This window comes from Erythrobacter insulae (assembly GCF_007004095.1).
GTDB lineage: Bacteria > Pseudomonadota > Alphaproteobacteria > Sphingomonadales > Sphingomonadaceae > Erythrobacter > Erythrobacter insulae.
Window position 1 is genome coordinate 2146155 of the sequence record NZ_VHJK01000001.1, and the last position, 14085, is coordinate 2160239.

General features: G+C 57.4%; 11 protein-coding genes. 6 read left to right on the forward strand and 5 right to left on the reverse strand.

Features of this window, described 5'->3' with window-relative positions; translation table 11 throughout:
* Window positions 1-20: 20 nt before the first annotated feature.
* Window positions 21-422: a thioredoxin family protein gene (locus tag FGU71_RS10025; RefSeq protein ID WP_142788436.1), complete on the reverse strand. Its 402-nt coding sequence runs from the start codon at window positions 420-422 to the stop codon at window positions 21-23.
* A gap of 92 nt (window positions 423-514) precedes the next feature.
* Complete coding sequence (gene putP, locus FGU71_RS10030) at window positions 515-2014, reverse strand: sodium/proline symporter PutP (protein ID WP_142788437.1); 1500 nt, start codon at window positions 2012-2014, stop codon at window positions 515-517.
* Between the two features lie 210 nt (window positions 2015-2224).
* Here putP and FGU71_RS10035 point away from each other — a divergent pair, with 210 nt between their 5' ends.
* The 4 genes from FGU71_RS10035 to FGU71_RS10050 all read left to right on the forward strand — a co-directional run bounded on the left by FGU71_RS10035 (window position 2225) and on the right by FGU71_RS10050 (window position 5122).
* Window positions 2225-3001 carry an SDR family NAD(P)-dependent oxidoreductase gene (locus FGU71_RS10035; protein ID WP_142788438.1) on the forward strand — a complete coding sequence of 259 codons (777 nt, stop codon included), beginning with the start codon at window positions 2225-2227 and terminating at the stop codon, window positions 2999-3001.
* Window positions 3002-3166: 165 nt separating this feature from the next.
* Window positions 3167-3478, forward strand: a complete 312-nt coding sequence (locus tag FGU71_RS10040) for a metalloregulator ArsR/SmtB family transcription factor (protein WP_142788439.1) — start codon at window positions 3167-3169, stop codon at window positions 3476-3478.
* Between the two features lies 1 nt (window position 3479).
* Complete coding sequence (locus FGU71_RS10045) at window positions 3480-4154, forward strand: SdpI family protein (RefSeq protein ID WP_142788440.1); 675 nt, start codon at window positions 3480-3482, stop codon at window positions 4152-4154.
* Window positions 4151-5122: an alpha/beta hydrolase gene (locus tag FGU71_RS10050; protein WP_142788441.1), complete on the forward strand. Its 972-nt coding sequence runs from the start codon at window positions 4151-4153 to the stop codon at window positions 5120-5122. The genes FGU71_RS10045 and FGU71_RS10050 overlap by 4 nt, the downstream gene beginning before the upstream one ends.
* 40 nt (window positions 5123-5162) lie before the next feature.
* Here FGU71_RS10050 and typA read toward each other — a convergent pair whose 3' ends face one another.
* Window positions 5163-6989, reverse strand: coding sequence for a translational GTPase TypA (gene typA, locus FGU71_RS10055; RefSeq protein ID WP_142788442.1), 1827 nt, complete (start codon window positions 6987-6989; stop codon window positions 5163-5165).
* 407 nt (window positions 6990-7396) lie between these two features.
* Here typA and FGU71_RS10060 point away from each other — a divergent pair, with 407 nt between their 5' ends.
* A complete protein-coding gene (locus tag FGU71_RS10060; protein WP_142788443.1) occupies window positions 7397-10087 on the forward strand; it encodes a TonB-dependent receptor in 2691 nt (896 codons plus the stop codon).
* A 125-nt stretch (window positions 10088-10212) separates the two neighbouring features.
* On the forward strand, window positions 10213-10677 hold the full coding sequence (locus FGU71_RS10065; RefSeq protein ID WP_142788444.1) for a DUF805 domain-containing protein: 465 nt from the start codon (window positions 10213-10215) through the stop codon (window positions 10675-10677).
* A 107-nt stretch (window positions 10678-10784) separates the two neighbouring features.
* Here FGU71_RS10065 and FGU71_RS10070 read toward each other — a convergent pair whose 3' ends face one another.
* On the reverse strand, window positions 10785-13331 hold the full coding sequence (locus tag FGU71_RS10070) for an ABC transporter permease (protein ID WP_142788445.1): 2547 nt from the start codon (window positions 13329-13331) through the stop codon (window positions 10785-10787).
* Window positions 13328-14038 carry an ABC transporter ATP-binding protein gene (locus tag FGU71_RS10075; protein WP_407644403.1) on the reverse strand — a complete coding sequence of 237 codons (711 nt, stop codon included), beginning with the start codon at window positions 14036-14038 and terminating at the stop codon, window positions 13328-13330. Before FGU71_RS10075 ends, FGU71_RS10070 begins: the two co-directional genes overlap by 4 nt.
* Window positions 14039-14085 lie beyond the last annotated feature (47 nt).

The window sequence follows — 14085 nt, forward strand, 5'->3', positions numbered from 1 at the left end:
GCCTGACGCCCGCAAAGCGTTCAAAGCGCGCCGAGGATTTTGCCGCGAAGCCGCGCGCGATTGGTTTCTGCAATCGAACGCACGACCTCGGTTTCTCCATCGAATACCAGAATGGTCGATTGGCGCGGGATACGGTGCTGACGCAGAAACGCTTTCTCGTCGTCAAAATTGACCTTCACGAAAAGCGTGTCTTTGCTTTGTTTTTCTTTGCGCAACTCCTCTAGAATAGGGGCTTGCGCGCGGCAGGTCGGGCACCAGTCGGCGTAGATATCGACAACGATTGTCTTGCCTTTCTTTTGCGCCATGATGAATTCGCCGGCGTCATAGGTCTGCCAGCCATTCGCGCTGCCTTGCGCGGAAAGCTGCATGGTCCCGAAGATGGCGGCGCCGATTACCGCGAACAAAAGGAAAAAACGGTTCATTGATTGGACTCCAAAAATGGCAAGACAGCCGGCAAAATGCCGAATGCATCTGGAGTGTGTTCGAGAGAACTCGCCGTGTGGTTACAATCCGATCAGGATTGAACAGACGCCGCTGTGACACCGGTTTTGAATGTGGCTTTGCTAACCACTACAATCGCTATCCAGGATGCGATGAAGCCGGGCACGATCTCATAGAGGCCTTGCCCATTGATGAAATCGGCGTTGAGACCAAAGGCGATCCACAATCCGACGACACCGGCCCCGGTGACAAGGCCCGCCACAGCGCCTGCCCCTGTCATGCCCGCGCCTTCTTTGTCCTGCCACGTCAGTGCGAGGATGATCAGCGGCCCGAATGCCGCGCCAAAACCGGCCCACGCATTTGAAACCAGACCCAGAACTTCGCTATCCGGATTGCTGGCAATGAACATGGCCGCGATTGCGACGAGTGCGACGCAGATCCGTCCGACATTGACAGCTTCACGTTCGCTTGCCTGTTTGCGCAGAAACAGGCGGTAGAAATCTTCTGTCAAAGAGCTGGAGCTGACCAGCAATTGCGAGCTGATCGTGCTCATGATCGCGGCAAGCAATGCAGCAAACAGGAAGCCCGTGATCAGCGGATGAAACAGCAGTTCTGACAGCACGATGAAGATCGTTTCTGGGTCTTCGACGACCAAACCGTTGCGATCGGCATAGGCGCGCCCGGCAAGACCCATCCCAATCGCGCCAAGCAGTGATACGGCCATCCATGACAGGCCGTATGTGCGAGCCCGCGCGACTTTTGCGACGGTATCAATCGCCATAAAGCGTACGATGATATGCGGCTGGCCGAAATAGCCGAGGCCCCATGTTACCGCGCTGATAAATCCGAGCCCGGTGAGCCCTTCTGTCAGGCTTAGAAAGCCCGGTACGTCGACATCGGAAATTGAGCCACCAGCATCTCCGCCGCTGCCGAACATCACGACCAACGGCATCATGACCAGCGCGATCATCATGATGATGCCCTGAACAAAATCGGTCAGGCTCACAGCGAGGAACCCGCCAACCATCGTATAGGCCAGAACAATGCCGGCCGTTATGACGATGCCAAGCATGTAATCGCTCATGCCCATTCCCGGAAGCATCCCCGCAAATGCGGTTTCGAACAGCTTGCCGCCGCCAACCAGCCCGGCGGCGGTGTAGACCGTAAAGAACGTGACGATGACAATGGCAGAGATTACCCGCAAAGTGACGGCTCGTTCAGGAAACCGATTGGCCAGAAATTGCGGAATGGTGAGCGCGTTGCCGCGCGTCTCTGTCTGTTCGCGCAGGCGCGGCGCGACAATAAACCAATTGGCGACAGCGCCTGCGAACAGGCCGATGCCGATCCACGCCTCAACCAATCCGGTTGCGTATAACGCGCCTGGCAATCCCAAGAGCAACCAGCCGGACATGTCGGAAGCACCCGCAGACAGCGCAGCAACCGAAGGAGGCAAATTGCGACCGGCAAGCAGATAGCCTTCGCTATCGGCGGTTGATTTGCGCCAGGCGTAAAGCCCGATGCCAATCATGAGGATGAAATACAGGGCGAGGCTTAAAAGGGTTGCTGTTTGCATGGTGGTCAGGCGGGTAACAAATCGGACCTTGCAACGCCACCGTAGGGGGAAAGTTTGCAAGGATCACATGGTATAGGCGGCTTGGTGCTAAGGGTATTTCTTCCGCAAGAGGCATAGTGCAAGAATCCTGCGGCGCGGCCAATCGGGCACAAATCGGCCCTTCCGGGATTGATCCAGCACCACAGAACCAGAAACACCAAAGGATTGTTCATGACCCAATCAGACCGTTTTGCAGGCAAGACCGTAATCGTAACCGGATCGTCAAGCGGCATTGGAGAGGGCATTGCCCGGCGTTTCCATGCCGAAGGCGCCAATGTGATCATCAACGCCCGCAATGCCGAGAAATGCGCCGAAGTGGCCGGTACGCTTGATCCGGAGCGCACGCTGGTGGTGGCAGGTGACGTCAGCAAATCGGATTTTGCGAAAAAGATCGTGGCCGCGGCAGTCGAAAGATTCGGCGGGCTTGATACGTTGGTCAACAATGCCGGTGTTGCGGATCAGGGGCTGCTCCACAAAACCAGCGATGAAGCGATCGACCGGGTGATTGATATCAATGTCAAAGGTGTGATCTATCTCTCGCGCGAGGCGATCCCTGAATTGATCAAAACCCAAGGTTCGATCATCAACATTTCCAGTGTCTCGGGCATTGGCGGCGATTCCATGCTGCCGCTTTACAACGCATCGAAGGGGGCGGTGACAAACCTGACCCGCGGTCTTGCGCTGCAGCTTGGCCAGATGGGCGTTCGGGTGAATACGATCAACCCATCGGTTACCCGGTCGGACATGGTCGAAGGAATCCTCGAAAATGAGGGCGCTATGAAGATGGTGATGAACCGCATGGCGATAAAACGCGTTGGCGAACCCGAAGATATCGCCGCCGCTGCCGCTTTCCTCGCCAGCGAAGATGCGAGCTTTATCACAGGCGTGAACCTGCCCGTTGATGGCGGGGTGAGCGCGTCAAACGGTCAGCCAAATTTCATGGGCTAATTACGTGATCCGGGCGCGGCGAGGATAAGGGCGAGGGATCTTTCACTTTCCACGCAGCTACTCTCCTACGCACGCACGCACGCACGCACGCACGCACGAGCGAGGCATCCTTGCGTGCACGAGCGCGCTTGACATACGCTATTTAGCGAATTAGCTAAATAGCGTATGTCTGTGTTTGAAGCTCTCTCTCATCCAATCCGCCGGCAAGTGCTCGAGATGCTGAAAGGCGGGGGCATGAGCGCAGGCGAAATCGCCGATGCGTTTGATGTGTCAAAGCCGACCATGTCGGGCCATTTTGCAAAATTGAAATCGGCCGACCTGATCGTTGGAGAGAACCGCGCAGGCACAATCATTTACACGCTCAATATGTCGACGCTCGAAGAAGCGGTAATGGGCTTTATGGGGCGCGTTCGCCGCTCCGGCGCAAAATCCGATGCGCCAGAATCCCAGAATCGACGCCAACCGAACGAGGTTTAAAATGAGATCGAGGACCCTCCTGATCGTCTCTGCCGTGATTGCGGCTGCCATGGTGGTCTTTGCGTTTCTGGCAGAAGCGCGGCTGCCCGCTGGCGCTGAATTGCCGGTGCATTGGGACGCAACCGGTACGCCAGACAATTTCGCGCCAGCCCTTCAAGCCTTGTTGCTTCCGCCGATTGTGGTTGCGGCGATAGCCATTTTGTTTTCGATTATTCCAGCGCTTGAACCGCTTCAGGAAAAGCTGGACGGATCGGCGCCTTTGCTGCGGGCGGTCTGGATTGCCATGCTGTTTTTGATGATTGTGGTTCAGGCGACGATTGGCCTGCCCGCATTTGGCCTTGGTTTACCGGTCGATGCCGTCGTGATGGGAGTTGGCGTCTTGTTGGTGGTGATCGGAAACTTCCTGCCCAAAAGCCGCCCGGGTTTCTTCGTCGGTATCCGCACCCCGTGGGCGATCACCGATACGGATAACTGGATCGCAACGCATCGGCTGGGCGGTAAGTTGATGATGCTGGCAGGTGCGTGCGTCATCCTGTCCGCAGTCCTGCCTCTCGGGCCGGAGCTTTCGGCAATCGTCGTCATCGGATCCGTCCTCTGCGCCGCTTTGATACCGACGATCTACAGCTGGTGGCTTTGGCAGAGCGGCGGCGGCGCAAAGACAGGAGATCAAGAATGAAGCGGCATTTTCTGGGCTGGACAGCCTTGCTTGCAGGATGCTCGGTCAGTGTGGCCGCACAAAGTTCGACCGATGTCGCGGCTACTCATGACGGGCTGATGGGATCGCTCTACGGAACGTTGGTTCCTGGCGATATTCAAAATGGTCCGGCTGTGCTGATCATTCCCGGATCGGGTCCCACGGACAGAGACGGTAACAATCCTCTCGGCGTTAGGGCGGCGAGTTATCGCCTTCTGGCAGAGCGCCTCGCTGAGCGCGGGATCACGACATTAAGGATCGACAAACGCGGCATGTTTGCAAGCGCGGGAGCGACGGAGAACGCGAACGATGTGACCATCGAAACCTATGTCGCCGATACACATGCCTGGTCTGCGGTTTTGCGCAGCGAAACGGGCAATGATTGCGTTTGGCTGCTGGGCCACAGCGAAGGCGCGTTGATCGCATTAGCCAGCGTTGCGGATAGATCCGACGGTATCTGCGGAGTTATTCTGGCCGCGTCTCCCGGGCGGCCTCTGGGCGCTATTCTGCGCGAACAATTCAAGGCCAATCCGGCCAATGCCTCCATCCTTGACGATGCAGAGAAGGCTATTTCGCAGCTAGAAGCTGGCGAGGACATCGCAGCGAACGAACTGCCGCCGGTTTTGCTGCCCATTTTCGGGCCGCAAATTCAACGCTTTATGAAAAGTATGCTGGCGCAAGACCCGGCGGCGATGATTGCCGATTACACAGGGCCGGTTTTGATCCTGCATCCTCAGGAGGATATTCAAGTGGCGTTATCCGACGCGCAGGCCTTGCAGTCTGCGCAGGTTGATGCCGAATTGGTCATCCTTGAACAGGTCAATCATGTCCTGAAACAGGTTCCGCCGGGCGACCGTGCGGTCAATCTGCGATCCTACAGCGATGCATCGCTGCCAATCGCGCCCGCCGTTACCGAGGCTATCACCGAATTCGTCACCCGCGCCCGTTGAGGGATGCCCTGATCAGGCGCGGGCGAGTGATCGCTTGAGTTTATTTTTTGCGCTTGGCTTTTTTGCGCTCGTGCGGGCAAAGCAGGGTCTTGCGCAGGCGGATAGACTGCGGAGTGACCTCAACCATCTCATCATCATCGATATAGGCGATGGACTGTTCCAGTGTCATCCGGCGCGGCGGGGTGAGGCGGATCGCATCATCCTTACCGGTCGAGCGCACATTGGAAAGCTGCTTCGCCTTCATCGGGTTCACTTCAAGATCGTCCGGTTTGGCGTTCTCGCCGATGACCATGCCTTCATAGACTTTCATCGCCGGGCCAACGAACATCTCGCCGCGCTCTTCAAGCATGTTGAGTGCGTACGCGTTGGATTCGCCATCACCGTTTGAGATCAGCACGCCGTTATTCCGGCCGCCTACGGCACCTTTATAAGGGCCGTATTTTTCGAACAGCCGGTTCATGATGCCGGTGCCGCGTGTGTCGGACAGGAATTCACCGTGATACCCGATCAGCCCGCGTGACGGGGCGGAAAAGGTGATGCGGGTTTTGCCGACACCGGAAGGGCGCATTTCATTGAGGTCGGCTTTGCGCTTTTGCATTTTCTCAACGACCGTGCCGGAATGTTCATCATCCACATCGATGACGACGGTTTCGTAAGGCTCCATGCGCTGTCCGTCTTCTTCGCGGAACAGCACTTTCGGGCGCGAAATGCCCAATTCAAAGCCTTCGCGGCGCATTGTCTCGATCAGCACGCCGAGCTGCAATTCACCGCGTCCGGCCACTTCGAATGCGTCTTTGTCGTCTGCTTCGGTAACGCGAATGGCAACGTTGGTTTCGGCTTCGCGCAGGAGCCGGTCACGGATCATCCGGCTGGTGACTTTGGTGCCTTCACGGCCTGCAAGCGGGCTATCATTGACCGAGAAACGCATCGCAAGGGTAGGCGGATCAATCGGCTGTGCAGCGATCGGCTCGGTGACTGATGGATCGCAAATGGTGTTAGACACCGTTGCTTTTTCAAGTCCGGCGAGCGCGATGATATCACCCGCCTTCGCGCTATCAACGGGGACACGCTCAAGTCCGTCAAAACTCATCAGTTTGGTCGCGCGGCCCACTTCGACGACCTTGCCATCCATATCAATGGCATGGATCGGATCGTTGACATTGATCGTGCCCGACTGGACGCGGCCCGTAAGCACGCGGCCCATGAAATTGTCGCGGTCAAGCAAGGTCGCAAGGAAGCTGAACTTGCCTTCGGTATCAAGGCCAGGGGAAGGGACGTGTTCGGTGATCAGTTTGAACAGCGGATCAAGCGTTCCTTCGCGGGCACTTTCATCATCGCTGGCGTAACCATCACGGCCTGATGCCCAAAGCGATGGAAATTCGAGCTGTTCGTCGGTCGCGTCAAGGCTGGCGAAAAGGTCGAACACTTCGTCCAGCACTTCTTGCGGGCGGCCATCGGGACGGTCGATTTTGTTGACGACAACAATCGGGCGCAGGCCAAGTGCCAGCGCCTTGCCGGTCACGAATTTGGTTTGCGGCATTGCACCTTCGGCGCTGTCAACGAGCAGGATGACCCCGTCGACCATGCTCAGGATACGTTCCACCTCGGCGCCGAAATCGGCGTGGCCCGGCGTATCTACGATGTTGATGCGCGTGGTCTCGCCATCATGCTCCCACTCGACACTGGTGCATTTGGCAAGGATCGTGATCCCGCGCTCTTTTTCCAGATCGCCGGAATCCATGGCGCGTTCTTCGATGCGCTGGTTTTCGCGGTATGTGCCCGATTGACGGAACAATTGGTCCACCAAAGTGGTCTTGCCGTGGTCAACGTGGGCGATGATTGCGATATTACGCAGATTAGAAGACATGAGCGTTAATTTCCAAATTCGAATGCCGGATCGCAGAATGCGGAACGGCGAAAAAGCACGATAAGCAGTTAAGGCGGGTTTATGGCCGGTTTGCGACAGTCAGGTTGACGCTACGGAATAGTCCGAAGGGTCGACATGCTGTTGCATTGCAACATTTGCCGCGCGCCTAGCGCAGCTGAATTGGTTCGGCAAGCTCTGGCGATTCTGACCGGCGCAAGAAAGGCACGCAACAGTGTGTCGGTGTTGCAACAATACCCCATTTCACTAAGAGTTCTGGGGGTTTCACGCTTGTCGCATACGTAAGCATAGCCTATTGCGAGCGCCAATCGAGCGGAAGGTCTTGCGCGTCTGGGGACGCGTGCCCTTACGGCAGCCAAAGCTCGATGGGATTTTGGAGAGGAGCTTTCATGCGTTCGAATTCAACCGGCATCGCCGGATCATACCGCTTAACCCTACTCGCAGGTGCAGCCGCATTTGCTGTCGCCACGCCTAGCATCGCTTTTGCACAAGACGCAGACGATGATGACGACGCCGCGCTTCGGGCGCCGGATAATGGCAATCAAATTATCGTTACGGCGTCCAAGCGTGAGCAAACGCTGCAAGAGACCCCGATCTCTGTTTCCGTAACCAGCGGTGAAACGCTTGAGCAGGCACAGATCCGCGACGTGCTCGACCTGCAGACGGTCACCCCTTCGCTTCGCGTCAGCCAGCTTCAAACCTCCTCGGCGTCGACTTTCATTATTCGCGGTTTTGGTAACGGCGATAACAACTTCGGCATCGAGCCATCGGTTGGTGTGTTCATCGACGGTGTTTTCCGCTCACGTTCGGCTTCCGCTCTGAACGACCTTCCGAATGTCCAGCGCATCGAAGTTCTCAACGGCCCGCAATCCACCTTGTTCGGCAAAAACGCGTCGGCTGGTGTTATTTCGGTCGTAACCCGTCCGCCGCAATTCGAATTCGGCGGCGCGGTTGAAGCCGTTTATGGCAATTTCAACACCGTATTCCTCAAAGGTGACATAACCGGCCCGATCACCGAAAACGTCGCATTCTCGGTCGATGGTAGTTACCAGCGCCGCGATGGTTTTGGCACGATTGTCAATCTCAACGAAGACATCAATAACCGTAACCGTTATTCGGTTCGCGGTCAGTTGCTGATCGAGCCAACAGCCGATCTTAGCGTCCGCATCATCGGTGATTATGGCAAAATCGACGAGAATTGCTGTCAGACTGGCACGCTCGCGATTGGTCCAACGACCCGCGATGCAATTACTGCGGTCGGCGGCCAATCTCCTATCGGTCTGTTCACCAACGAAAACTTCTTGTCTGTTGAACCGGTCAACGAGAACGAAAACTACGGTGTTTCGGCACAAATCGACTGGAGCTCCGGCCCGATTTCGGTGACGTCGATCACCGCCTATCGCGAGCTGCGCAACTTCTTCAATCAGGATGTTGATTTCACCAGCGCCGATCTCGTCACCGAGACGCGCGATCAGGCTGTTGATACGTTCACGCAAGAATTGCGCATCGCGAGCGATTTCGACGGTCCGATCAACTTCTTGCTCGGTGGTTACTATTTTGATGAGTCGATCTCGCAGAACAGCGAACTGCCAATCGGTGAGGATTTCCGCAGCTTTGCCGCCTTTAACGCGGCAAGCGCAGGATTTTTCGGAGCTACGCCCGAGCTTATCGGTTCGCAGATCCCGTTCCTTACACCTGCCCAGCAGATCGGTGCAGGCGAGGCTGCGCTGCAGGCCGCCGAAGCCGGTGCAAACTTTGGGATCGGTAGCATTTTGGGCGGCGACTTCCTCAGCCGGGAATTCTTCGGGCTCAACAACGAATCCTACTCTGTCTTTGGTACGGTAGATTTTGAACCGGTCGATGGCCTCGTGTTCACCGCAGGGTTCAACTACACTGATGACAGCAAGGATTTCGCGATCAACACGATCGCTGGCGATCCACTGGCAACCATCAACCTTGTCGATGCGTTCATCGGAGTAGCTACCGCTGGTACAGTGACGTCACGTGACCAGTTCCTGGCGCTGCCGGCAGCTCAGCAGCAAGGTCTTGCGGCCGCCGCACTTAATCCGGCGACCAACCCGTTCCTGGATCTTGCAGCCCTGCAATTCCAGACAGGGTTCCTCGATGTGCCAAACGCAATCGAGCCAGGTCAGACGAACGACGACAAATTCACCTATCTGTTCCGCGCTGCGTTTCAGGTAACGAATGAAGTCAATCTGTATGCAAGCTACGCAACCGGTTTCAAAGCGAGCTCGGTCAACCTGTCGCGTGACAGCCGTCCGTTGCTGGGTGATTTTGTCCCGGCTCCATCGGGGGCTTTCGCTAACGTACCGGCTCCGCGCGGTTACTTTAACTCGACGTTCCTTGCACCTTCATCGCCGATTACGGATGCTGGTCTTGCAACGCCGAACCTTTCAACCGGTTCACGCTTCGCAGGTCCGGAAGAAGCCGAAGTCTATGAGATCGGTTTCAAAGGCCAATGGGATGGCTTCGGCATCAACATCGCCTTGTTCGACCAGACGATTGAAGGTTTCCAGAGCTTCCTGTTCACCGGACTGGGCTTTGCGCTCGCCAATGCGGGTGAACAGTCGGTTCGTGGTTTTGAACTTGATGCGACGATCAATCCGGCAGACGGTCTGGTCCTGACATTCGCGATGACCCACCTCGATCCGGTGTTCGACAGCTTTACGAACAGCCCGATTGGTGATCTTTCGGGTGTCCGTCCGGGCAATATTCCGTCCTTCTCGATCGCGACAAGCGCGACGTACACGCATGAGTGGGACAGCGGGACACGCCTGATCTCTCGTGTGGATTACAACCACGAAAGCAACGAGCAGATTTCGAACGGTTTTGCGGCGTTTGGCGATTTCGCAACTCAGTTCAAGCGGGATACGAACCTCGTAAACGCTTCGATGACGCTGGCGCTCGACAACGGGTTGGAGATCGGTGCATTTGCCCGGAACCTGCTTGATGAGCGTGACATTCTGACCATCTTCCCGGGTGTTGCCCAGGCAGGCACGGTTGCGGCTTATCCAAATGCGCCGCGCACATATGGCGGTGTTGTTCGGTTCAAGTTCTAAACGAACAGGATCACACCCAAACATCAAGAAAAGGCCTCGCCGGTTTACGGCGGGGCCTTTTTTGTTATGTTTTGACTTTGCGCGAAAGCACGGGGCCGATTGCGCAGGGGAGCAAGGGGATCAAAATGCACTGGATGATTTTGCCGCTAAAGCGGTATGCCGATTTTCAAGGGCGCTCGCGCCGGATGGAATATTGGATGTTTGCGCTGATGAATCTGATCATCATATCTGTTCTGGCCGGACCGGCGCTGTCCTCAATCTTGGCGGCATCTGTGATGGGGTCAGATGACGCCGCAGCCGAGGCGATACTGACAGGGATGGGAACTCTCAGTTGGATCGGCCTGTCCGTGTATGGTTTGTATGCGCTCGCCATCCTGATTCCGGGCATTGCAGTCGTTGTGCGGCGTTTGCATGATCGGGATATGTCTGGGTGGTGGTATCTGGGCTTTATCGTCGCATCATTCATCCCGCTCATCGGGCTTGTCGCCAGCATCGCGTTTATTGTGGTCATGCTGCTGCCGGGAACGCCGGGGCCGAACCGGTTTGGTCCAGATCCCAAAGATCCGAGCAATGCAGGCGTGTTTGAGTAGCGGCGGCAAGCCCGAAACCAAGCCCGAAACCAAGCCCGAAACAAAGTTCAATCAAACAGGAATAGCAAAAGAGCGGGGCGTGCAGCTCCGCTCTTTTGTGTTTGTGTTTACAGCTCTCTTAGCGCCTGCGCCGGTTTTGCGCGTAGCAACGGTAAAGATCCGCCCAGCGCAAAGGCGAGCACCATAAATAACCCAAGCCCCAGCACAGCAAGCACTTCGCCCCAATTGGGCAGCCAATCGAATTCGAACAACTGCGTGATGATCACCCACGCCAGACCAGATCCAAGGCCGAGAGCGACCAGAGCGAGCGCGAGCGCAATCAGACCGTATTCGGCAAGCTGCATCATCAGGATTTGGCGGCGGCTGGCGCCCAGTACGCGCAAAACCACAGTGTCATAGGTCCGCGCAGCACGGGCGGCGGCGATCGCGCCCATAAGCACCGCAAGGCCCGCCAGAACGGCCACGGCCGCAGCGGCGAGCGTCGCCAGGCTCACCTGTTGCAGGATAGTGCGAGCATCGTTCAAGACTTGGCCCACTTCGACCACGGACGTCGAAGGGAATTGCTGCACCATATCGCGCAGCATCGCGCCCTGTTCTACCGGATCAGCGCCATCGGGCAGGTCGATCGTTGCGGATAGTTTGTGCGGCGCATCAGATATCGCATCGCGGGAGAAAACCATGGTGAAATTGAACCCCATGTTCTCCCAATCAATTTCACGGAAATTGGCAATGCGGACATCGCGCTCGGTGCCCAGAATACCGATCGTCAGGTAATCGCCAACTTCGAGATCGACAGCCCTTGCGAATTGCGTGTCGATGGAAACTGCCGGTTCGCTGCTGTTATCTGCGTCCCACCATTCGCCTTCGACCACACGGCTGCCCGGAGGCAGGCTGTCAGCATAGGTGATGCCGCGTTCCCCGTTCAGCATCCAGGCGCCTTCGGGCAGTTCTTCAAGATCGGCGACCCGGATCATGTCATCCTTAGGTCCATAAGCCAAAACCGCGCCGCGAAGGGTCGGAACCGCGCGAATGGTTGCATCGCTGAACCGGGATGTCACCAATTCGCGGAAAGCGCTCTCTTCCTCGACAGGAACATCCAGTACGAAGTAATCGGGCGCTTCCTGCGGAACATTTGTCTGAATATTTCCGTCAATCGCGGATTGCACTGCTGCAAGCAGGACAAAGGCGGCAAGGCCAAATCCTAGCGCGGTGACCAGTGCCCCTGTCGGCGCACCCGGTCGGTGAATGTTGGACAAAGCCGAGCGCAGCAGCGGATTGGAAGGGCGCGGTAATTTGCGCGCGACATACTGGATCAAAAACCCAAGCCCTGCGAGCATGATGAGAGCGCCGCCTGCTCCGATCAGGAAACCACCCGAAAGCAGCGGCTGATCGGTGGTGATCATCGCGAGCGCACAGATCGCGATAATACCCAGCGCAGTTGCCGCCAAAGCGCGCTTGTCTTGTGACAGCGGAACAATGCGCGAGCGCATCAAAGCCATCGCGGGATAGGAGCGTGCCCGTAAAAGCGGGGCGGCGGCGAAGGCGAACGCAACCAGCAGACCATAAGACGCTGCGAGGATCAGCGGGGCAGGCTCGATGATAAAGCCGCTTTCGACCGGGAGCAGACCTTCAAGCGCGGCTCCGAGCAGCGGCGTGATCAAAACACCCACGACAAGCCCGGCGATGCTGCCAATGATCGCAGCAACCGCAATCTGCAGCGCGTAAATGCGCATGATGTCACGCGATGATGCGCCGAGCACTTTGAACGTCGCAATGCTGGCCCGGCGTTGATCGAGATAGGATGAAACACCGCCCGCAATGCCGATCCCGGCAATGACCAATGCGGCAAGACCGACAAGGGTCAGAAAATCGCTCATCTGGCGTACAAACCGGTCCGCGCCGGGCGAAGCGCGGTCCCGCGTGCGGAAATCGAAGCCAGCATTGGGATAGATTTCCGTGATCGCATCTTCGACGTCGCCGGGATCGCGGGAGGTATCATCAAAGGCGATCCGGTATTTGCTTTGGTAAAGCGATCCGGGCGCCAGCAATCCGCCATCAAGGGGCACTTGTTCTGCCACGATTACGGTTGGCCCCAATTGGAAACCCTCTGACAGGCGATCAGGCTCGTTCTCGATCACACCTGCTGCGGTCAATTCGACCGTGCCAACGCGGAATGTGTCGCCAATGGCGATATCGAGCCGGTCGAGCGCGCCGCGCGCCAGATAGGCGTCGGTTCCGGTTGGGGCACCGGTCTGCGAACCATCTGCCAGCGTCAATGTGCCGAACAGCGGCCATTTCGTGTCTACGGCTTTCAATTCAATCGGAGCGGCGCGGCCATCCTCGCCAAGGGTGGATGCCATGGCTTGCAGACGCGTGCCGCCTGAAAGCGTGCCGTATTGCGCCAGTGTCGTCTTCTCGTCCTCGGAAAGGTCGCGCTGCCACACTTCGACTTCGAGATCCCCGCCAAGCAGTTCCTGACCGCTTGCGGCAAGCTCGCTTTCGATGGCGGCTGTCAGCGTACCAATCGCGGCAAGAGCGCCAGTGCCAAGGAATATGCACACCAGTAGCAGTCGCAGGCCTTTGAACCGCGCATTGAGATCACGGCGGGCAATCTGCCACGCGCCGCTCCAGCCAAGGCCGCCAGCATCGATCATGCGGCCACATTCTTAGTGTCAGAGACAATCACACCGTCTGCCATCGTAAGAACGCGCTCGCACTTTTCGGCCAGTGCCGCATCATGGGTGATGATAAGCAGTGTCGCGCCAGAGGCCGTGCGGCGCTCAAACAGCAATTTCACGATTTCTTCGCCGGTTGTCACATCAAGATTGCCGGTCGGTTCATCGGCAAAGATCAGTTCGGGACGCGGCGCGATAGCGCGGGCAATGGCAACGCGCTGCTGCTCGCCGCCGGAAAGCTGGGTTGGATAATGGCCGATCCGGTGGCCAAGTCCGACTGCTTCGAGTTCGGCTTCGGCGCGCGGCTGTGCGTCCTGTGCGCCGGCAAGCTCCATCGGTGTCGCGACGTTTTCTGCCGCGGTCATCGTGGGCAGCAAATGAAATGCCTGAAGCACGATACCGATGCGCCCGCGGCGCGCCTGTGCCAGACCATCTTCGTCCATCCCTGCGAAGTCTGCGCCCGCGACGTTCAAAGTGCCGCCGCTGGCCCGCTCAAGTCCGGACAGCACCGCCATGAGCGAGCTTTTGCCCGATCCCGAAGGACCAAGCAGGGCGACAACCTCGCCTTTAGCGATATCGAGGTCGATACCACGCAAAATGTCCACCGGAGCAGAGGCGCTGCCGAGGGTCAGGGTGAGATTGCGGGCGGAGATGGCGGGGGAAGCGCCAGAAGAAGTATTGGTCACAGACACCAGATGGCATAGGGGAGGGCACTCAACAAGATACCCAACCG